Origin of the sequence: Vogesella sp. LIG4, assembly GCF_900090205.1 — a bacterium.
GTDB lineage: Bacteria > Pseudomonadota > Gammaproteobacteria > Burkholderiales > Chromobacteriaceae > Vogesella.
On sequence record NZ_LT607802.1, the window covers coordinates 1063047 to 1084624 of the forward strand.

Annotated in this window: 17 protein-coding genes; 12 read left to right on the forward strand and 5 right to left on the reverse strand. The window is 58.6% G+C overall.

The annotated features are described in order from the left end of the window. The first annotated feature begins 39 nt into the window (after nt 1–39). The 3 genes from PSELUDRAFT_RS04990 to PSELUDRAFT_RS05000 all read left to right on the forward strand — a co-directional run bounded on the left by PSELUDRAFT_RS04990 (nt 40) and on the right by PSELUDRAFT_RS05000 (nt 5234). The gene (locus tag PSELUDRAFT_RS04990; protein WP_088965796.1) at nt 40–3444 is read left to right on the forward strand and encodes a DEAD/DEAH box helicase family protein; all 3405 of its coding nucleotides are present in this window, start codon (nt 40–42) and stop codon (nt 3442–3444) included. A 135-nt stretch (nt 3445–3579) separates the two neighbouring features. After that, nucleotides 3580–4560, forward strand: a complete 981-nt coding sequence (locus tag PSELUDRAFT_RS04995) for a GTPase family protein (RefSeq protein ID WP_088965797.1) — start codon at nt 3580–3582, stop codon at nt 4558–4560. 2 nt (nt 4561–4562) lie between these two features. Continuing rightward, a complete protein-coding gene (locus PSELUDRAFT_RS05000) occupies nt 4563–5234 on the forward strand; it encodes a GTPase family protein (RefSeq protein ID WP_088965798.1) in 672 nt (223 codons plus the stop codon). Between the two features lie 271 nt (nt 5235–5505). Here PSELUDRAFT_RS05000 and gyrB read toward each other — a convergent pair whose 3' ends face one another. The 3 genes from gyrB to dnaA form a co-directional block, all read right to left on the reverse strand. Then, a complete protein-coding gene (gyrB, locus tag PSELUDRAFT_RS05005) occupies nt 5506–7896 on the reverse strand; it encodes a DNA topoisomerase (ATP-hydrolyzing) subunit B (protein ID WP_088965799.1) in 2391 nt (796 codons plus the stop codon). A 98-nt stretch (nt 7897–7994) separates the two neighbouring features. Next, nucleotides 7995–9104 (reverse strand): DNA polymerase III subunit beta, encoded by a 1110-nt coding sequence (gene dnaN / locus PSELUDRAFT_RS05010; protein ID WP_088965800.1) that lies wholly within the window; start codon nt 9102–9104, stop codon nt 7995–7997. A gap of 36 nt (nt 9105–9140) precedes the next feature. Then, a complete protein-coding gene (gene dnaA, locus PSELUDRAFT_RS05015; RefSeq protein WP_088965801.1) occupies nt 9141–10598 on the reverse strand; it encodes a chromosomal replication initiator protein DnaA in 1458 nt (485 codons plus the stop codon). Nucleotides 10599–10987: 389 nt separating this feature from the next. On the opposite strand from dnaA, the gene rpmH reads away from it, so the two are divergent. From rpmH to trxC, 9 genes are all read left to right on the forward strand, one after another. Further along, nucleotides 10988–11122, forward strand: coding sequence for a 50S ribosomal protein L34 (gene rpmH, locus PSELUDRAFT_RS05020; RefSeq protein WP_088965802.1), 135 nt, complete (start codon nt 10988–10990; stop codon nt 11120–11122). 3 nt (nt 11123–11125) lie between these two features. Then, nucleotides 11126–11479, forward strand: a complete 354-nt coding sequence (rnpA, locus tag PSELUDRAFT_RS05025) for a ribonuclease P protein component (protein ID WP_088965803.1) — start codon at nt 11126–11128, stop codon at nt 11477–11479. Then, nucleotides 11464–11673, forward strand: coding sequence for a membrane protein insertion efficiency factor YidD (gene yidD / locus PSELUDRAFT_RS05030; protein ID WP_088965804.1), 210 nt, complete (start codon nt 11464–11466; stop codon nt 11671–11673). The genes rnpA and yidD overlap by 16 nt, the downstream gene beginning before the upstream one ends. 17 nt (nt 11674–11690) lie before the next feature. Next, nucleotides 11691–13343 carry a membrane protein insertase YidC gene (yidC, locus tag PSELUDRAFT_RS05035; protein ID WP_088965805.1) on the forward strand — a complete coding sequence of 551 codons (1653 nt, stop codon included), beginning with the start codon at nt 11691–11693 and terminating at the stop codon, nt 13341–13343. Between the two features lie 130 nt (nt 13344–13473). Continuing rightward, nucleotides 13474–14826, forward strand: a complete 1353-nt coding sequence (mnmE, locus tag PSELUDRAFT_RS05040; protein WP_088965806.1) for a tRNA uridine-5-carboxymethylaminomethyl(34) synthesis GTPase MnmE — start codon at nt 13474–13476, stop codon at nt 14824–14826. Between the two features lie 3 nt (nt 14827–14829). After that, nucleotides 14830–15888 (forward strand): dTDP-glucose 4,6-dehydratase, encoded by a 1059-nt coding sequence (gene rfbB, locus PSELUDRAFT_RS05045; protein ID WP_088965807.1) that lies wholly within the window; start codon nt 14830–14832, stop codon nt 15886–15888. 43 nt (nt 15889–15931) lie between these two features. Then, nucleotides 15932–16819, forward strand: a complete 888-nt coding sequence (gene rfbA, locus PSELUDRAFT_RS05050) for a glucose-1-phosphate thymidylyltransferase RfbA (protein WP_088965808.1) — start codon at nt 15932–15934, stop codon at nt 16817–16819. Between the two features lie 2 nt (nt 16820–16821). Further along, nucleotides 16822–17367: a dTDP-4-dehydrorhamnose 3,5-epimerase gene (gene rfbC / locus PSELUDRAFT_RS05055; protein ID WP_088965809.1), complete on the forward strand. Its 546-nt coding sequence runs from the start codon at nt 16822–16824 to the stop codon at nt 17365–17367. A gap of 160 nt (nt 17368–17527) precedes the next feature. Further along, nucleotides 17528–17980 carry a thioredoxin TrxC gene (gene trxC / locus PSELUDRAFT_RS05060; RefSeq protein ID WP_088965810.1) on the forward strand — a complete coding sequence of 151 codons (453 nt, stop codon included), beginning with the start codon at nt 17528–17530 and terminating at the stop codon, nt 17978–17980. Nucleotides 17981–18143: 163 nt separating this feature from the next. On the opposite strand, the gene PSELUDRAFT_RS19235 is transcribed toward trxC, so the two are convergent. Then, entirely contained in the window at nt 18144–19550 is a 1407-nt protein-coding gene (locus PSELUDRAFT_RS19235) for a hypothetical protein (RefSeq protein WP_157725021.1), read from the reverse strand. Nucleotides 19551–19717: 167 nt separating this feature from the next. Next, the gene (gene lpdA, locus PSELUDRAFT_RS05065; protein WP_088965811.1) at nt 19718–21493 is read right to left on the reverse strand and encodes a dihydrolipoyl dehydrogenase; all 1776 of its coding nucleotides are present in this window, start codon (nt 21491–21493) and stop codon (nt 19718–19720) included. Between the last annotated feature and the right edge of the window lie 85 nt (nt 21494–21578).

Below are 21578 nucleotides of genomic sequence, written 5' to 3' on the forward strand. Positions count from 1 at the left end.
GCAATAGAATTATCAGCATAACCGCAGTCGGGAGTACAAATGAGCAACTTCAGCTTCCTGCAGGCCGAGTGGGCCTTCTTACACGAGGCAGCTTCTAAGGCCGAGCAAGCGGTGCATAACGACCCACGTACCGCCTGTTTCTACGCTCGTCGTAGCCTGGAACTTGGCGTTGCCTGGCTGTTCGCCCACGACAAAGCCTTCAAGGTGCCTTATCAGGACAACCTGAGTGCCTTCATCTTTGAACCGAGCTTCCGCAAGCAAGTTGGTGAAGCACTGTTTGCCAAAGCCAAGCTCATCAAAGACCTGGGCAACATGGCCGTGCATAGCAACAAGAAGGTACTGGAATCTGATGCGCTGTCTGCCACGCGCGAGTTGTTTCACTTCTGCTTCTGGCTAGCACGCAACTACGGACGTACAACACGTCCGGCCCCAGGCCTAGGCTTCACACCTGAACTATTACCCAAAGCAGCAAGCGCTCCGGCATTAACCCAGAGCCAGCTTCAGAAGCTGTCTGACGAGCTCTCGGAACAGAATGAAGCGCTATCCATCCTACGCAGCGAGAAAGCGGAACTCGATGCAGAGCTACAGCAACTTCGTGCTGAGCTAGCCAAGGCCAAACAAGCTAATGCGGCAGAGCCAGACAATCACGACTACTCCGAAGCTGAAACACGCAAAGCCTACATCGACCTGCTCTTACGTGAGGCCGGCTGGAACCTCGACCCGGAAACAAACTTCGAAATAGAAGTTATCGGGATGCCCAATAACGAAGGTAAGGGCTACGTCGATTACGTATTCTGGGGCAATGACGGCAAGCCGTTGATGTTGGTCGAAGCCAAACGCACCACCAAAGACCCGAATGTCGGTCAGCAACAGGCCTTGTTGTATGCCGAATGTCTGGAGCAGATGTTTGGCCAGCGCCCCATCATTTTCTACTCCAATGGTTACGAACATTGGATATGGGACGACGAGTCTTACTCACCACGCAAGGTGCAGGGCTTCTACAAAAGAGATGAGCTGGAACTCTTGATTCAGCGCCGCAGCAGTCGCAAGAAGCTGTCTGAAGCTATCATCAATCCCAACATCATCGAGCGTTATTACCAGACCCGCGCCGTGCGCCGCGTCGGTGAAACCTTTGAGGAGCACAAACAGCGTAAATCGCTGCTGGTGATGGCGACAGGCTCCGGCAAGACACGTACAGTGATTGCGTTGACGGATGTACTAATGCGCAGCAATTGGGTCAAACGGGTTCTGTTCCTAGCAGACCGTGTTGCTCTAGTAAATCAGGCGGTCAATGCTTTCAAAACGCATCTACCTGATGCAGCGCCCGTCAATCTGGTGACAGAAAAGAATACGGATGGCCGGGTTTTTGTTTCGACCTATCCCACGATGATGGGGCTTATCGATGAGACCCTGAATGGCCAGCGTCGTTTCGGTGTTGGCCACTTTGACCTCATCGTCATTGATGAGGCTCACCGTTCGGTCTACCAGAAGTACCGAGCCATCTTCGACTACTTTGACAGCATGCTGGTGGGGCTTACCGCCACACCCAAGGATGAAATCGACAAGAATACCTATGGGTTGTTTGACCTCGAAACCGGAGTGCCAACAGATGCCTACACACTGGAGCAGGCCATTGAGGACAAAAACCTTGTCAAGCCTGTACCCATCTCGGTACCACTAAAGTTCCAGCGAGAGGGTATCAAATACAACAACCTTAGTGATGAAGAAAAGGAACAGTGGGACTCGCTGGAATGGAATGATGAAGGCACGGTGCCTGCTGAAGTAGACCCGGCGGAACTGAACCAGTGGTTGTTCAACATCGACACCGTAGATAAGGTGCTCGAATTGCTAATGACAAATGGCCAGAAGGTGGCCGGCGGCGACCGCCTAGGCAAGACCATTATCTTTGCCAAAAACAACGACCACGCCAACTTCATCGTCGAGCGCTTTAATGTCAATTACCCGCAATACAGAGGCCATTTTGCGCGAGTGGTGACCTACAAGACTGAGTACGCACAAAGCCTCATCGATGACTTTTCGAAGAAAGACAAGATGCCGCACATTGCCGTATCCGTCGATATGTTGGATACGGGGATTGATGTACCAGAAGTAGTCAATCTAGTCTTCTTCAAAGCCGTACGCTCAAAAACAAAGTTTTGGCAGATGGTCGGCCGGGGTACCCGGCTATGCGAAGACTTGTTCGGCCCAGGTAAAGAAAAGAAAGATTTTTACATCTTCGACTTCTGCGGCAATTTGGAATTCTTCGGCCAAAATCCTGATTTCACCGAAGGCTCTACAACCGAATCGCTCTCTGCCCGGCTGTTCAAGGCTCGACTACAGGTCATCCTTGAACTCGACAAGAAACTCAAGCTAGCCCAGAGCCCAGCAGAAGACGAGCAACCGCAAGATGCCGGCTCTTATACCGAGGAACAGCTGCGTAAAGATGTCGCCGAGATGCTGCACGAGAAAGTCCAAACCATGAATGTGGACAACTTCGTCGTACGACCGCAGCGTCGTTATGTGGAAAAATTTGCTGATGCCAAGGCGTGGACCAAGCTTGGTCCCGATGAAGTTGAAGAACTGAACACCAAATTGGCAAACCTGCCATCCACCGTCAGCGATGACGATGAAGAAGCCAAGCGTTTCGACATGCTGGTATTACGTACCCAGTTGGCCATATTGCTGGCCGAACCGGAGTTCGCATCGCTACGTGAACGCATCCAACGCATCGCCATCGAGCTGGAGGGGCAGATGGCTATTCCAGCCATCAAAGTCGAAGCTCAACTGATTCAAGCCTTAGTTAGCGATGAATGGTGGGAAGGTGTGACCGTTCCCATGTTGGAAAATGTTCGCCGGCGGTTGCGAGCCCTAATCAAGCTCATCCCGAAAGGCCAAAAGAAGGTCGTGTACACCGACTTTCAGGATGAGCTAGGCGATACCGCCATTATCGAGTTGCCGCAGATAACTGCCGGTCTGAACATGAGTAAGTTCAAGGACAAAGCACGCTCTTTCCTGAAATCACATGAATCGCACCTATCGCTGCAGCGTCTTCGTCGCAACCAACCAATGACGGAAACCGATTTGGATGAGTTGGAAAAAATGCTGCTGGACGCCGGGGGCACACCAGCGCTAATTACCAAAGCCAAAGAGCAGTCGCATGGTCTTGGGCTGTTTGTACGTTCCTTAGTCGGACTTGACCATGAGGCTGCTATGAATGCTTTCAGTGACTTCATCAGCGGTACAACAGCCACCCCGAATCAAATTGAGTTCATCAACCTAGTGGTTCAGGAGCTGACGCAGGCAGGAGTAATGGAGCCGGAGCGCCTGTTCCAGTCACCATTCACAGACATGAATGCCCAGGGCCCGATGGGTATTTTTCAACCCTCCAAGGTAACGCAGCTTGTTGCAGTGCTGGATGCAATTAAGGAACGGGCTATCGCCTAATGCACTACCCGCTGTAATTGGGAAAGTCCACTGTGCCGATTTTCAACAATATGGCAGTACAAAGTCATGTAACAAGCGAAAGATTAGTCCGCAATATTATTTATATAACCAAGTTACATTTTTCAAGGCAAGAAAATGAAAAGCACTGACGTATTCAAAAAAATTGAGGACTCTATTGATTCATTAACAATTGATGAGTCGGAAAAAAAATCCCTTCTAGAAGGTGTTCTCCGGTTAAAAAAGCAAAAAATCAATCTGATGATTACAGGGGCTACTGGCTGTGGAAAGAGTTCAACAATCAACGCAATGTTTAAGTCTAGTGTTGCAAAGGTTGGAACTGGCGTAGACCCAGAGACGATGGACATTCAAAAATATGAACTCGACAATCTTGTGCTATGGGATAGTCCAGGGCTTGGAGATGGGAAAGATAAAGACATCGTCCACGCAAAAGGAATTATCAAAAAATTAAACGAACTAGATAATGACGGCAACCCTATAATTGATTTGGTCCTTGTGATATTAGAGGGTGGAAGTAGAGACCTAGGCACATCTTATGAACTTATTAACCAAGTGATAATTCCAAACCTTGGTGAAAATGCAAAAGACAGAATTCTTATTGCAATCAATCAGGCGGATGTTGCGATGAAGGGTAGGTACTGGGACCATCAAAACAACAAGCCCATGCCAGAATTAGTTAAATTCTTGGACGAAAAAGTCCAGTCAGTAAAGAGAAGGATTAAAGAAGCTACAGACGTAGATGTAGAGCCCATATATTACTCAGCGGGATATAAAGACAAAGACCTTGAGCAAAAGCCTTGGAATCTTTCAAAATTATTATTTTTCATTGTAAAAAATACGAAAGCAGAAAAAAGACTTTCGTATATCGAAAATATTTCTACAGACAAAGAGATGTGGGAAAATGACGATGAACTGATGGATTACAAAAAGGAGACTCAAAGAAGTTTTCAGGAAGTTGCGACCCATATTACCAAAAATACGCTGGCTGGAGCCGCAGCAGGGGCCGCAATCGGGTCTGTCGTACCTGTTATAGGAACTGCAATTGGTTCAGCCGTTGGGGCCGCAATCGGATTTATTGGTGGTCTTTTCGGATGGTAAATATGTACCAATTTTACAGGCATGAAGAGCTAGACAAAAAATCATCAGAACTTGGAATAATATTCGACGTCATGGTGACAGGAGTAACAGGCGCCGGAAAGTCAACTACGTTAAATACAATATTTCAAAAAGAAGTCGCAAAAGTTGGAAAAGGAGTTGACCCTGAAACAATGAGTCTTGACAGCTACAAATTAAACAACTCTTTTAGATTATGGGATACCCCCGGCCTTGGGGATGGAAAGGAAAACGACAAGAATCATTGCAAATCGCTGATAAACCTTCTCTACAAAAATTATGGCGAAAATCATGGTTTCATTGACCTTGTTTTAGTAATAGTTGATGGCTCTAGCAGGGACATGGGCACAACCTATAAACTATTAAATGAGATTATTGTGCCAAATTTTCAAAAAGAAAGAATAATGATAGCGATTAATCAAGCCGACATCGCTATGAAAGGCCGTTACTGGAATCAAATAGAGAGAAAACCAGAACGCGAGTTGATAGATTTCCTTGAAAGCAAATCAACCTCAGTGCAAGAAAGAGTTCTGGAAGCCACCGGAATTAAGATAAATAGACCGATTTATTACTCTGCAGAGCACAATTACAACATAGAAAAACTCTTAGACCTGCTTATTAGCAATATGCCAAAAAACAAACGAACGTTGATTTCCTAAAAACATAACATGGGCTCAACCTTGCCCCCCTCCGGTCATGGAGCTCTCCAACGCAATGATTTAGCGAGCCGGTCAGCTCTGCGCTCCTTAACGGCTACTTCACAAAGCCCGCCACTTCCGTCTCGGGTCGTAAGCAGCCCAGACCTATCCAGAAGCATCATCATCGGTCTGTATTGGCTCATAACTCATAGCAATGAAAAACAAAAGACCCATAAGTTTCTCAACTTATGGGTCTCGTTTTCTCAGCTTATGCGGCTATCTACATACACGATCACACATCAATATTCCGCGCAATCAGCGCGTTCTTCTCGATGAAGTCGCGACGCGGTTCCACGTTGTCGCCCATCAGGGTGGTGAATACGTCGTCGGCGGCCATGGCGTCTTCGATCTTCACTTTCAGCAGGCGGCGCACGGTCGGGTCCATGGTGGTTTCCCACAGCTGGCCGGGGTTCATCTCGCCCAGGCCTTTGTAGCGCTGGATGGAGAGGCCCTTGCGTGCTTCGCCCAGCAGCCAGTCCAGAGCATCGGCAAATTCACTTACCGGCTTCACGGTTTCGCCGCGTTTTACCGTGGCGCCGTCGCGCAGCAGGCCCTGCAGCATGTCACCGGTTTTCACCAGCACTTCGTAATCGGCGGTATCCAGGAAGTCCTGGTCCAGTACGGTTACCTGTACGTTGCCGTGCAGTTTGCGGGTGATTTTGATCAGCCATTCGTCGTTCTTTTCGTCGCGCAGCACGTTCAGCTTGATCAGCTCTTCCGGCAGTACGGCGGCCAGGGCGGTGCTGGCGGCGTTGGCCTGGGCTTCGCTTTCCAGGGCGATGCGGCCAACCTTCAGCAGGGCGTGCAGCACCAGCGGGTCCACCACGCGGCTTTCGCGGTCGATGGCGGCGCGGGCCTGCAGGTACTGGCGGGCGATTTCGGCCAGGGTGTCACCGGAAAGTGCGGCTTCGCCTTCTGCCGGCACCAGTTCGGACTTGTCCAGCGCCAGTTGCAGCAGGTACTGGTTCAGCTCGAAGTCGTCCTTCAGGTAGCGTTCCTGCTTGCCGTGCTTGGCCTTGTACAGCGGCGGCTGGGCGATGTAGATGTGGCCGCGCTCCACCAGCTCCGGGGTCTGGCGGTAGAAGAAGGTGAGCAGCAGGGTACGGATGTGCGCGCCGTCCACGTCGGCATCGGTCATGATGATGATGCGGTGGTAGCGCAGTTTGTCCGGGTTGTATTCGTCCTTGCCGATGCCGCAGCCCAGCGCGGTGATCAGGGTGGCCACTTCCTGGCTTTGCAGCATCTTGTCGAAGCGGGCGCGTTCCACGTTGAGGATCTTGCCCTTCAGCGGCAGGATGGCCTGGAACTTGCGGTCGCGGCCCTGTTTGGCGGAGCCGCCGGCGGAGTCACCCTCGACCAGGTAGAGTTCGGACATGGCCGGGTCTTTTTCCTGGCAGTCCGCCAGTTTGCCGGGCAGGCCCAGGCCGTCCATCACGCCTTTGCGGCGGGTGATTTCGCGGGCCTTGCGCGCGGCTTCGCGGGCGCGGGCGGCCTCCACGATCTTGCCGGTGATGATCTTGGCTTCGTTCGGGTTTTCCAGCAGGAAGTTCTTCAGCGCCTCGTTCACTACTTCGTTCACTACCGGGCCGATTTCGCTGGAGACCAGTTTGTCCTTGGTCTGGCTGCTGAATTTCGGGTCCGGCAGTTTTACCGACAGCACGCAGGTAAGGCCTTCGCGCATGTCGTCGCCGGTGGTGTCCACCTTGGCCTTTTTGGCGACTTCGCTTTCCTCGATGTAGGCATTGAGGGTACGGGTCATCACCTGGCGCAGCGCGGTGAGGTGGCTGCCGCCGTCACGCTGCGGGATGTTGTTGGTGAAGCACTGTACGTTCTCCTGGTAGGAGTCGTTCCACTGCATCGCCACTTCCACGGTCATGCCGTCTTTTTCGCCGATGCCGTAGAACACCTTGCCGTGCAGCGGGTTCTTGTTGCGGTTCATGTAGCCCACGAAACCTGCCACGCCGCCGGAGAAGGCGAAGTTTTCTTCCTTGCCGTTGCGCTCGTCGATCAGGGTGATGGCCACGCCGTCGTTGAGGAAGGACAGTTCGCGGATGCGCTTGGCCAGGATGTCGAAGTGGAATTCCACTTTGCCGAAGGTGGCTTCGCTGGCGTGGAAGGTCACCTGGGTACCGCGGTGGTTGGTGTGGCCGGTCATGGTGAGCGGCGCCACGGCTTCACCGTGGTTGAATTCCATTTCGTGCACCTGGCCGTTGCGCCAGATCTTGAGCTTGAGCCAGTCGGACAGCGCGTTTACCACCGATACGCCCACGCCGTGCAGGCCGCCGGAGATCTTGTAGCTGTTGCTGTCGAACTTACCGCCGGCGTGCAGGATGGTCATGATGACTTCTGCGGCGGAGCGGCCTTCTTCCGGGTGGATGTCGGTAGGGATGCCTCGGCCGTTATCTTCCACCGAGATGGATTCGTCCGGATGGATGGTGACTTTGATGGTGTCGGCGTGGCCGGCCAGTGCTTCGTCAATGGCGTTGTCCAGCACTTCGAACACCATGTGGTGCAAGCCGGTGCCGTCCTGGGTATCGCCAATGTACATGCCGGGGCGCTTGCGTACTGCGTCCAGACCCTTGAGGACCTTGATGCTGTCTGCGCCGTATTCCTGTTCGCTCATAAAACCACTCTTGTCTTGATTCGTCCGGGGCATGCTGCCCTACCGTGTGGCCAGGGTTGGCCGCACGGCGCGCCGGCAGGCGCGCCGTGCGCGCATCGTCAGATGCGCATCGGCATTACGATGTACTTGAAGTTGCTGTTTTCCGGGATGGTCACCAGCGCGGAGCGGGTGCCGTCGCCAAAGGCCAGCTGCAGGGTGTCGGTCGGCAGGTTGGTCAGCACGTCCAGCAGGTAGTTGATGTTGAAGCCGATCTCCAGCTCGCCGCCCTGGAAGGCGATTTCCAGCTCTTCTTCGGCTTCTTCCTGCTCGCTGTTGGTACACAGGATGGACATGGCGCCCGGCTTGAGCACCAGGCGCACGCCACGGAATTTCTCGTTGGCCAGAATGGCGGCACGCTGCAGCGCCTGCAGGAAGGTAACGCGCTCGATCAGGAAGATCTTTTCGTTATCCAGCGGGATCACGCGGTTGTAGTCGGGGAACTTGCCGTCCACCACCTTGCTGATGATCACGGTGCTGCCAAAGCTGAAGCGCACCTGGTTGCTCAGCAACTCGATGTTGATCTCTTCGTCGCTGTCCTGCAGCAGCTTGTACAGCTCCAGGATGGTCTTACGCGGCAGGATCACTTCGCTCTTGGCGAGGGTGGCTTCGATGTCGGCGCAGGCAAAGGCCAGGCGGTGGCCGTCGGTAGCCACCAGGCGCACCTGGTTGCCCTCGGTCTGCAGCAGGAGGCCGTTCAGGTAGTAGCGGATGTCCTGCACTGCCATGGCGTACTGTACCTGGGCGATCAGGCGCTTCAGGTCGCGCTGGCTCAGCTTGAAGCTGGCTTCAGCGGCGCTGCCCACGGTCAGCAGCGGGAAGTCGTCCGCCGGCAGGGTCTGCAGGTTGAAGCGGCTCTTGCCGGCTTTCAGCGTCAGGCGGCCGGCGTCCTGCTGTTCCAGGGTAACGGTGGCGTTGCCCGGAATGGCGCGCAGGATGTCCTGCAGCTTCTTGGCCGAGGTGGTGAGGCGGAACGGCTCGCCGGCCATATCGTCCGGGCTCGCGGTGGTGATCTGGATTTCCAGGTCGGTGGCGAGGAAGCTCACCGCATCGGCCTTTTTCTCGATCAGCACGTTGGACAGGATCGGCAGGGTATGGCGGCGCTCGACAATGCCGGTTACAGCCAGCAGGGGTTTGAGCAGCGCGTCGCGTTCGGCTTGCAGAATCAGCATGTGCAGACTCCCGGGGTTACGGTTCGTTTATCAGTATCAGTTACGCAGCATGGCCAGCAGCGTATCGTAATCGTGCGCTATGTCAGCGTCACTACCGCGCATCTCGGCAATGGTCTTGCAGGCGTGCAGTACGGTAGTGTGGTCGCGGCCGCCAAAGGCGTCGCCGATATTGGGCAGGCTCAGCGAAGTCAGCTCCTTGGCCAGCGCCATCGCCACCTGGCGCGGGCGGGCGATGTCGCGGCTGCGCTTCTTGCTGTGCATGTCCGACAGCTTGATCTTGTAGTACTCAGCTACGGTCTTCTGGATCGCCTCGATGGTGACCTGGCGGTTGCCGGCGGCCAGGATGTCCTTCAGCGCTTCCTTTACCAGCTCCATGGTGATGGGCTGGCTGGTAAAGCGGGCATAGGCCACCACGCGCTTGAGCGCGCCTTCCAGCTCGCGCACGTTGGAGCGCACGTTCTGGGCGATGAAGAACGCCACATTGTGATCCAGCTTGGTGTTGTCGGCCTCGGCCTTCTTCATCAGGATCGCCACGCGCATTTCCAGCTCCGGCGGCTGGATTTCCACGGTCAGGCCCCAGCTGAAGCGCGAGATCAGGCGCTCTTCCATGCCTTCTATCTGCTTGGGGTAGCTGTCGCAGGTCATGATCACCTGCTTGCCGCCCTCGATCAGCGCGTTGAAGGCGTAGAAGAATTCTTCCTGGGTGCGGTTCTTGCCGGCAAAAAACTGAATATCGTCGATCAGCAGCAGGTCCAGCGAGTGGTAGTAGCGCTTGAACTCGTCGAAGGCCTTGTGCTGGTAGGCGCGCATGATGTCGGCCACGTAGCGCTCGGCATGGATGTAGCGGATGCGCGCCTGCGGGTTCTTGGCATAGACATGGTTGCCGATCGCCTGGATCAAGTGCGTCTTACCCAGGCCCACGCCACCATATACAAACAGCGGGTTGTAGGCGGCATCGCCCGGGTTCTCGGCAATCTGCAGCGCGGCGGCGCGCGCCAGCTGGTTGCCCTTACCGGTAACCAGGGTGTCGAAGGTGAACGCCGGGTTCAGGCGAGTGCTCTCGTGACCGCCGCCAATGGCCTTCAATGCGGTCTGCTTGGCCGAGGCGGCCACTGCCGGTGCGCCCTGCTTGTCGCTACCGGCTTCCGCGGTGGCAATTGCCGCCGCCACGTTGGCCGCAGCTGCGGGCGCAGCGCCGCCGGCACGGGCGGTGGCCTTGGGCGGTGCCAGCGGCGCCGGGGCGGCACCGGCCGGCGCGCCGATGCGCAGCTCCACCGGCAGCTCGCCCAGCAGTTCGATGGTCAGCGCCTCGATACGCGCCAGGAAGCGGTCCTTGATGAACTGCAGAATGAAGCGGTTGGGCGCGTACAGCACCACGGCCTCCTCGGCTACTTCTGCAGCCAGAGGACGGATCCAGGTGTTGAATTGCTGCGAGGAGAGTTCTTCCTCAAGCCGCGTCAGGCACGCAGGCCAGAATTGGTCCGGTTCGGTCATCGATGAGTCATTAAAAACGAAATCCCGCCGCAGACGGTATACAGGATGCGGCGGGAAGGGTTGGCGGCCATGGGCCGGCAACGTTATTCGGGGTACTGCCGGGGGAGCCGGTGCGGCTAGCCGGGCGCCGGGCCACGGGTACCTACTCGGCAGCAGTGCGGAATCTGCAAGCCGTGATTCTAAGGGTTTTGGCCCGAGTTATCCACAGCGCTGCGCTATTTTTACGCACCAGCTGGCCGGGCAGCCAGCAGAAGCTTGGCATAAATCAAACAGCCGTTTCCACCACCCGCACCACAGCCACCCGGGCTCAAGCGACGCCAAGGTTGACAAAAGGCAGTTTTATCTGTGTAATCACGCGTTTATTTCCGTTTCGAAACAGGAAAATCATCATGAAACGTACTTACCAGCCGTCCAATACCCGTCGCAAACGCACCCACGGTTTCCTCGTTCGTTCCAAGACCCGCGGTGGTCGCGCCGTTCTGGCCGCCCGTCGTGCCAAGGGTCGTAAGCGTCTGGCTGTATAACGCTTGGATCACACATTTCGCCGTGCGCACCGGCTTTTGAAAACGGATGAGTTCTCATCCGTTTTTCATTTGCGCAACGCACGCAGCAATACGCTGTTCCAGGTGTATGCCCGGCCCAACGGCCTGGATCACCCGCGCCTGGGCCTGGTGGTCGGCAAAAAGACCGCCAAGCGCGCCAACCGCCGCAATTACATCAAGCGCACGGTACGCGAATGGTTCCGCCTGCACCGCCATGAACTCCCTGCCCTGGATTTCGTGGTGCGCTCCCGCCAGGCCTACCACCGCGACGATTATCGAGATGCGATGGCAGCGTTGGCCGCACTGTTTGCTAAACTAGCGCGATGTCGCAACTCCTGATCCTGCTGGTGCGGTTTTACCAGCTGGCCATCAGCCCGTGGCTGGCGCCACGGTGCCGCTTCCAGCCCACCTGCTCCAGCTATGCCATAGAGGCGCTGAAAAAGCACGGTGCGCTCAAGGGCGGCCTGCTTGCAACACGACGGATTTGCCGATGCCACCCCTGGGGCGGCAGCGGTTATGACCCGGTTCCCTGACCTTTCCGGTAAGAAAGATGGACTCCAAACGCCTGATCGTCTTCATTGCGCTGTCCTTCGGCATCCTGCTGCTGTGGCAGGAATACTTTGCACCGAAGCCCACCGCCAAACCCGCCGTACAACAGCAGGCCAGCGCCGCCGCCGGTAATGCCGACGTACCCGCCGCTGCGGCCAACACTGCCGTGGCGGAAAGCGCCAAACTGGCCCGCGGCCAGCGCGTGGTGGTGGACACCGACGTGCTGCACGCCGAGATCGACACCAACGGTGGCGACCTGCGCAGCCTGCAGCTGAAAAAACACAATGCAGTGGAAGACGCCAGCAAGCCGTTCGAGCTGTTCACCGACAAGGGTGAGCATCTGTACATTGCGCAGACTGGCCTGATTGCCGCCAGCAACCCGGCGCTGCCCACCCACAAGACCGCCTTCACCGCCGAGAAGACCAGCTACACCCTGCAAGGCGACAAGGTGGAAGTGAAGCTGACCGCGCCGGACGCGGCTGGCGTGAAGGTAAGCAAGGTGTACACCTTCACCAAGGGTAGCTACCTGATCAACGTGCGTTACGACGTGACCAACGGCGGCAGCACCCCGCTGGCGCTTACCGCCTACTACCGCATGCTGCGTGACGGCAAGGCACCGGCAGGCGAAGGCCGCTTTGCCCACACCTTCACCGGCCCGGCTGTCTACACCGCCGAAAACGCGTTCCAGAAAGTGGACTTCGCCGACCTGGACAAGGGCAAGGCCGAGTACACCAAGAACGCCACCAATGCCTGGGTGGGCATGATCCAGCACTACTTCATGAGCGCCTGGGTGCTGAAGCCGTATGAAGGCCAGGCTGTGTGCGCCAACGCGCAGGCATGTACCTTCCAGCTGGAGCCGAAGAACGGCGCCTACTCCGCCGCCGTCATGGTGAGCGAAGCGCCGATCGCCGCCGGCAAGGCTGCCTCCTTCAGCGTGCCGCTGTACGCCGGCCCGGAGGAGTACAGCATCATCACCAAGGTGGCTGACGGCATGGCCTACTCCAAGGACTTCGGCAAGGTGCACATCTTCGCCTCGCCGCTGTTCTGGCTGCTGACCAAGCTGCATGCACTGGTGCAGAACTGGGGCTGGGCGATCGTGTTCCTGACCCTGCTGGTAAAAGCCGCGTTCTACCCGCTGACTGCCGCTTCCTACCGCTCCATGGCCAAGATGAAGGCCCTGGCGCCGCGTCTGGAAACGCTGAAGCAGCAACACGGCGACGACCGCATGAAGTTCCAGCAGGCGGTCATGGAGATGTACAAGACCGAGAAAGTGAACCCGCTGGGCGGCTGCCTGCCGATGCTGATCCAGATCCCGGTGTTCATCGGCCTGTACTGGGCGCTGCTGGCCTCGGTGGAGCTGCGTCAGGCTTCCTGGACCTACATCGTCGATCTGGCCCGCCCGGACCCGTACTACATCCTGCCGGTACTGATGGCAGTGAGCATGTTCGCGCAGACCTTCCTCAACCCGCCGCCGGCCGACCCGATGCAGGCGAAGATGATGAAGATCATGCCGCTGGCCTTCTCCGCCATGTTCTTCTTCTTCCCGGCCGGCCTGGTGCTGTACTGGGTAGTGAACAACCTGCTGTCCATCACCCAGCAGTGGTACGTGAACAAGAAGATCGAACACGCCCGCAAGGCGGCACTGCAGTCCTGATCTGCGGCCAACCACCTTGCAGCAATACAGAGCCCGGCCACATGGCCGGGCTTTTTGATATACCTAAGCAAGACCATGTGGTCAGCACATCGCCGTGCGCTGACCACATGGCCCTGAACCGGAAACCAGCATGAATCTCGCCTACACCCCCAGCACCATCTGCGCCGTTGCCACCGCCCCCGGGCGAGGCGGCGTGGGCGTGGTGCGCATCTCCGGCCAGCAGCTGCTGCCGTTTGCGCAGGCTATCAGCGGCGGCAAGACCCCCAAGCCGCGCTACGCCACCTACAGCGACTTTTACGCCGCCGATGGCAGCGCCATCGACAACGGCCTGCTGCTGTACTTCCCCGGCCCGAACAGCTTTACCGGCGAGGACGTCATCGAGCTGCAGGGCCACGGCGGACCGGTGGTGCTGAAAATGCTGGTGAGTCGCTGCCTGCAGCTGGGCGCGCGGCTGGCCGAGCCGGGCGAATTCACCAAGCGGGCCTTCCTTAACGACAAGCTGGACCTGGCACAGGCGGAAAGCGTAGCCGACCTGATCGACGCCGCCAGCGAAAGCGCCGCCAGAAGCGCGCTGAAATCGCTGAAGGGCGCCTTCTCGCACGAGATCCACGTGCTGGTGGACGAGCTGATCAACCTGCGCATGCTGGTGGAAGCCACGCTGGACTTCCCCGAGGAAGACATCGACTTCCTGCAGAAGGCCGACGCGGTGGGCCGGCTGCGGAATCTGCGCGGCCAGCTGCAGACGGTACAACGCACCGCCCGCCAGGGCGCGCTGCTGCGCGAAGGCATGCACGTAGTGCTGGTGGGCCAGCCCAACGTCGGCAAATCCAGCCTGATGAACGCGCTGGCCGGCGACGACATCGCCATCGTCACCGACATCGCCGGCACCACCCGCGACACCGTGCGCGAGGAGATCGTGATCGACGGCGTGCCGGTGCACATCATCGATACCGCCGGCCTGCGCGACACCGACGATGTGGTGGAACGCATCGGCATCGAGCGCACCTGGCAGGCGGTGGAACGCGCCGACCTGGCGCTGGTGCTGGTGGACAGCCGCGAAGGCATCGTCGCCGACACGCAGGCCATCCTCGACAAGCTGCCGGCCAGCCTGCCGCGCGTGCATGTGTTCAACAAGGTGGACCTGGCCGGTGGCGAGGTTGGCCGCAGCGAGGAAGACGGCCACCCGGTAGTGCGCCTGTCCGCCCGCACCCACGCCGGTGTGGACGACCTGCGCGCGCTGCTGCTGGAGATGATCGGCTACCAGGGCGAGGACGAAGGCGTGTTCCTGGCGCGCGAGCGCCACCTGGACGCCATCGCCCGCGCCGCCGACCACCTGGCGCTGGCCGAGCAGGACTGGCAGCTGGTGGAAATCTTCGCCGAGGAGCTGCGCATGGCGCAGAACGCGCTGTCGGAAATCACCGGCCGCTTCACCCCCGACGACCTGCTGGGCGTGATCTTCTCGCGCTTCTGCATAGGCAAGTAAGCCATGAGCATCCTGGTTACCGGCGGTGCCGGCTTCATCGGCGGCAACTTCGTGCTGGACTGGCTGGCGCACAGCGACGAGCCGGTAATCAACCTGGACAAGCTGACCTACGCCGGCAACCTGCTTACCCTGCAGCCGCTGGCCGGCGACGCGCGCCACCACTTCGTGCACGGCGACATCGCCGATGGCGAGCTACTGCGCCGGCTGTTGCAGCAGCACCGCCCGCGCGCGGTGCTGAATTTTGCCGCCGAAAGCCACGTGGATCGCAGCATCCACGGCCCGGACGACTTCATCGCCACCAATATCGTGGGCAGCTACCGGCTGCTGGAAACGGTGCGCGACTACTGGCAGCAGCTGCCGCCCGCCGAGCAGGCGGCGTTCCGCCTGCTGCAGGTGTCCACCGACGAGGTATACGGCTCGCTCACACCCGACGCGCCGGCCTTCAGCGAACAGCACCGCTACCAGCCCAGCAGCCCCTACGCCGCCAGCAAAGCGGCGGCGGACCAGCTGACGCACGCCTGGCACCACACCTACGGCCTGCCGGTGCTCACCAGCCACTGCAGCAACAACTACGGCCCCTACCAGTTCCCGGAAAAACTCATCCCGCTGGTGCTTCACAATGCGCTGGCCGACCGGCCGCTGCCGCTGTACGGCGATGGCCAGCAGGTACGCGACTGGCTGTACGTGGCCGACCACTGCGCCGCGCTGCGCTGCGTGCTGGCGCATGGCCGGCCGGGCGAGCACTACAACGTGGGGGGCAATTGCCAGCTGAGCAATCTGGAAGTAGTGCACACCCTGTGCGCGCTGCTGGACGAGCTGCGCCCCGGCGCCGCGCCCTACGCCCGGCTGATCCGCTTCGTGGCCGACCGCCCCGGCCACGACCGCCGCTACGCGATAGATGCCGGCAAGCTGCAGCGCGAGCTGGGCTGGCAGCCGGCGGAAAGCTTCGCCAGCGGCATCCGCAAGACGGTACAGTGGTACCTCGCCAACGCCGACTGGGTGCAGAGCGTCACCAGCGGCAGCTACCTGGACTGGACGCGCCGCCAGTACGGCGCCCACTGATGCGCTCCCCTGCTGTGCGGCCAACCTTGCAAAGGTCATCACCATGAGCCAGCCACGCAAAGGCATCATCCTCGCCGGCGGCTCCGGCACCCGGCTGTATCCGGCCACCCTGGCGGTGAGCAAGCAGCTGCTGCCGATCTACGACAAGCCGCTGATCTACTACCCGCTGTGCACGCTGCTACAGGCCGGCATCCGCGACATCCTGATCATCTCCACCCCGCAGGACACGCCGCGCTTTGCCCAGCTACTGGGCGACGGCAGCCAGTGGGGCATCAGCCTGCAATACGCCGTGCAGCCCAGCCCGGACGGCATCGCCCAGGCGCTGCTGCTGGGCGAAGCCTTCCTGGCCGGCGCACCGGCGGCGCTGATCCTGGGCGACAACATCTTCTACGGCGACCACCTGCCGGCGGTGCTGCAGGCCGCCAGCCAGCGCCAGGACGGCGCCACCGTGTTCGCCTACCACGTGCACGACCCGGAGCGTTACGGCGTGGTGAGCTTCGACGCCGCCGGCAAGGCGCTGTCGATTGCGGAAAAACCGGCGCAGCCGGCCTCGCGCTACGCGGTAACCGGGCTGTACTTCTACGACAGCCAGGCAGTGGACATCGCCCGCGGCATCGCGCCATCGGCGCGCGGCGAGCTGGAAATCACCGACGTGAACAACGCCTACCTGCAACAGGGCCGGCTGGCGGTGGAAACCCTGGGCCGCGGCTACGCCTGGCTGGATACCGGCACTCACGACGCCATGCTGGAAGCCAGCCAGTTCATCGCCACCCTGGAAAAACGCCAGGGCCTAAAAGTGGCCTGCCCGGAGGAAATCGCCTACCGCGCCGGCTGGATAGACGCCGCACAGGTCGCCACGTTGGCCGCACCGCTGCAGCACAACGACTACGGCCGCTACCTGCTGGGCCTGCTGCAACACCGGGTGTTCTGAACATGCGCGTCATCGATACCGCCATCGCCGGCGTCAAACTGATCGAACCGGTAGTGCACGGCGACGCGCGCGGCTTCTTCTTTGAAAGCTTCAACCAGCGGCAATTCGACGCCGCCATCGGCCGCCAGGTGCAGTTCGTGCAGGACAACCACAGCCGCTCGGCGCGCGGCGTGCTGCGCGGCCTGCACTACCAGCTGCAGCAGCCGCAGGGCAAGCTGGTGCGCGTGCTGCAGGGGGCGATCTTCGACGTGGCGGTGGACCTGCGCCGCAGCTCACCCAGCTTCGGCCAGTGGATCGGGTACGAGCTGTCCGCCGACAACCGGCTGCAACTGTGGCTGCCGGAAGGCTTCGCCCACGGCTTCGTGGTGCTGGGCGAGCACGCCGAGGTGCTGTACAAGACCAGCGACTACTACGCGCCGCAGCATGAACGCTGCATCCGCTGGGACGACCCGGATCTGGCAATCAAGTGGCCACTGGATGCGCCGCCAGTGCTGTCCGCCCGCGATGCGCAGGGAACCGCGCTGCGCGCTGCCGAGCTGTTTGCCTGAGTGGTTTACCGGATAAGGTTGGCCGCATAGCGGCTGGATGCGTAGCCCGGATAAGCCAACGGCGCATCCGGGCTTGTTGCCGGCAGCAATGGCACCCCGCAACGCTTGAAAGCGCCGCGTCCCGAACCCATCTCCCAGCCATTGCCATCGGGAGCCTGCCATGAACGCCACCACCGCCCTGCACCTGGTCTGTCCACACTGCGCCACCACCAACCGCGTACCGGCCAGCCGCCTCGCCGACGCCCCCAACTGCGGCCAGTGCCGCCAGCCGCTACTCACCGGCAAACCGCTGGAGCTGAACGTGGACAATGCCGAGCAGCACATCTCTCGCAACGACATCCCGGTAGTGGTGGATTTCTGGGCACCGTGGTGTGGCCCCTGCCAGATGATGACCCCGGCCTTCGCCCAGGCCGCCGCCGCCATGCCTGCGGTGCGCTTTGCCAAGATCAACACCCAGACCGAAACCACCCTCGGCCAGCGCTTCAACATTCGCAGCATCCCCACGCTGATCCTGTTTGTGGGCGGGCGCGAAATCCAGCGCCAAGCCGGCGCCATGGACACCGTCAGCATCCAGCGCTGGATCGCCGCCGGCATGCAGAAGGCGGGGCGGTAAATGCAAAAACGTTGGCCGCAGCACCGGGCAGGTGTGCGGCCAACGTCTCAAAACACTGTAAAGTCTAACCAAGACAAACACTGCACGACCTGAAAATCAATCTCACTGACCTCAGCGACACATTTACGGCTTATCTAGGCTAGATATATATCTTAAAACGACTTTACTTAAACAAGACATTATTTATATCACTAGCCATATTCTTTCCAGCCCGATGATCACTGCTAGTTTTAGGAATCGAAAAAGTATAGCGACCATCTCCTTGAAAAACAGCTTTATAGTGCTTTCCATCCTCAGATATTTCAAATCCCATCTTGGTCAGAGCACCTCGTATTTTACCATCCATATCACGATAGGTCCTCAATAGAGATTTCACCTCCCCTTCAAGTCGTTGTCTTGTATCTGAGGGAGGGTTTGCCTTGAGAATATCTAACAAGACATGTTGGCGACGGCTTCCTTCGCGGGCAGTTCGACTAGCATCGGCCACTACATCAATCACTATATCTCGGATCTCTTGCTCATATAAGTCCTGCTCCTCACCTTGCTGAATGAGCCCTCCTTCAGAAGACTGTTCCAATCCCGATAACCTACGTACTTCCGCTGTGAGTCGTGCAATTTCATCTTCGGCATCAACAACACGAGTCTGCTTAGCCGTGATCTCGGCGTCAAAAGCATCCATATATGCCTGTAGCTCGGTAGAACCTGCTGCCTTGAGGCTATCGAACCGCTGTTTTGCAACAGTTTCCTTTAAATAGGCCCAAGTGCAGTTAGTTCGCTGCCGACGATTAGAAAGTGCAACACGAATATCCTTCGCAATTTTAAGCTCCAACGCACGAGAGTTTCCCAGTGAATCATCATGAAAGTACGCTCGCCGTGCCTCGGAATTAGGCCAGTAAACACCAACTGCTCCACCATATACATTCCGAAATTTAGTTAGCGCTTTGAGCTTGTATGAGAAAACTCTACTTGGCTCAACAACCACGTGCGCCATACCAGAAACATATTTTGCTAAATCTATGGGATTAACAAGATAGTTATCCTCAAAGTCAGCACTGACATAAATTATTGGGAGTGTGTTCCTAGCTGTGCCAAGAATCAGTGCAGCAGCGACAGTTTCTTCGCCAGAAGATAGCAGAAATGGCTGGTCAGTAATTGGGATGTCTCCATCTGTCCCACCCCCAAGCTCTGTAAGCGCCTGCCGAATAAAGTATGGCTTTTTAGGAGGTGGCAGCCTGGCAGCCGTATTCAATGCCTCACAAAATACCTGCAAGCTCAAAAGATGCCGCTCAGGCGTCTTGAGAGTAGCGATTGATGTTGTCCATGCTAGGCCAGCATCAGTCCTTTCATATCTTAGCCCTCCGATTTCGGTATCCCCAGATCGAGCATGGGCTAGCTCGACTCGCTCGTTACCGACTGAGAGCGAACGCTCGCCATTCTCAGGCAGCTCTTGGACTTGAGCCGCTTGGATCTCGGTATGCGGACTCCCTACCAACCACTTACATGCAAGATGCATAACATCAACAACTGAGTTTTTCGGATCAATTGGAAACTCTGTAGAGAAATTGGCCATATTTTGGTGTCAGTATGGGGAACCAAGAAAGCAGGTCTTTCATTAGACATGCAAAAATTCACATAAGATGCACCTGAAATAATATCGATAAACATAAAAAAAGGGCAAGCCGTAAGGCTTGCCCTTGTCGTCTGCGCTGCGGCCAACGTTGGCCGCAGGCCAGCTGATTACTTCTTGCGCTGCGGCGGCAGGTCGGTGCAGCTGCCGTGCGCCACTTCGGCGGCCATGCCGATGCTTTCGCCCAGGGTGGGGTGAGCATGGATGGTCTTGCCGATGTCGGTGGCGTCGCAGCCCATTTCCACCGCCAGGCAGATTTCGCCCAGCATGTCGCCAGCGTGGGTGCCGACGATGGCGCCGCCGATCACCTGATGCGTCTCGGCATCGAAGATCAGCTTGGTGAAGCCTTCGTCACGGCCGTTGGCGATGGCGCGGCCGGAGGCGGCCCACGGGAACACCGATTTCTCGATCTTGATGCCGTCGCGCTTGGCCTGTTCCTCGGTTACGCCTACCCAGGCTACTTCCGGGTCGGTGTAGGCCACGCCCGGAATCACGCGGGCGTCGAAGTAGGATTTGCCGCCGGCGCAGTTTTCCGCCGCCACGTGCGCCTCGTGTACCGCCTTGTGGGCCAGCATCGGCTGGCCGACGATGTCGCCGATGGCGTAGATGTGCGGCACGTTGGTGCGCTGCTGCTTGTCCACTTCGATGAAGCCGCGGTCGGTCACCGCCACACCGGCGTTTTCGGCGCTGATCAGCTTGCCGTTCGGCGCGCGGCCAGCGGCTACCAGTACCAGGTCGTAGCGCTGCGGCTCGGCCGGGGCCTTGGCACCTTCGAAGGTGACGTAGATGCCGTCTTCACGGGCATCCACTGCCACGGTCTTGGTGCTGGTCATGATGTTGTCGAAGCGGTGGGCGTTCATCTTTTCCCACACCTTCACCAGGTCGCGGTCGGCGCCCTGCATCAGCCCGTCCAGCATCTCCACCACGTCCAGGCGCGCGCCCAGGGTGGAGTACACGGTGCCCATTTCCAGGCCGATGATGCCGCCGCCGATGATCAGCATTTTCTTCGGCACGGCCTTCAGTTCCAGCGCGCCGGTGGAATCGACGATGCGCGGGTCCTGCGGGATGAACGGCAGGTTCACCACGCGGCTGCCAGCAGCGATGATGGCGTTGCTGAACTTGATCACCTGCTTGGCGCCGGTCTTGGCTTGTCCCGCGCCTTCGGTGGTTTCCACCTGCAGGTGATGCGGGTCGAGGAAGCTGCCCACGCCACGTACCACTTGCACCTTGCGTGCCTTGGCCATGCCGGCCAGGCCACCGGTGAGCTTGCCGATCACCTTTTCCTTGTAGCCGCGCAGCATGTCGATATCGATTTCCGGCTCGGCGTACTTGATACCGTTGGCCGCAAGGTGTTTCACCTCGTCGATTACCGCAGCGTTGTGCAGCAGCGCCTTGGACGGGATGCAGCCCACGTTCAGGCACACGCCGCCCAGGGTGGCGTAGCGCTCTACCAGCACCACTTTCAGGCCCAGGTCGGCTGCGCGGAAGGCGGCGGAGTAGCCGCCGGGGCCGGCGCCCAGCACCAGCACGTCGCATTCGATGTCGGCGCCGCCGCTGTGGCTGGCGGCCTGCGGCGCGGCTACCGGGGCAGCTTGCGGTGCTGCTGCGGCCGGGGCTGCTGCTGCGGGTGCCGGCGCGGCTGCGCCGGCAGCTTCGATGACCACGATCACGTCGCCTTCGGACACCTTGCCACCTACGGCGGTGCGTACTTCCTTCACCACGCCGGCGGCTTCCGCCGGTACTTCCATGGTGGCCTTGTCGGTTTCCAGGGTGATGAGGCTGGCTTCCTTCTCCACCACGTCGCCCGGCTTCACGAACACTTCGATCACGTCCACGTTGCTGTGGCCGCCGATGTCCGGCACTTTCAGTTCAATCAGATTGCTCATGGTTTTCCATCCGCAATGTAGGGCGGGTTGGCCGCAGGCCATACCCGCCACAAATCTGCGCGCGGGTATCGCCTGGCGGCGAACC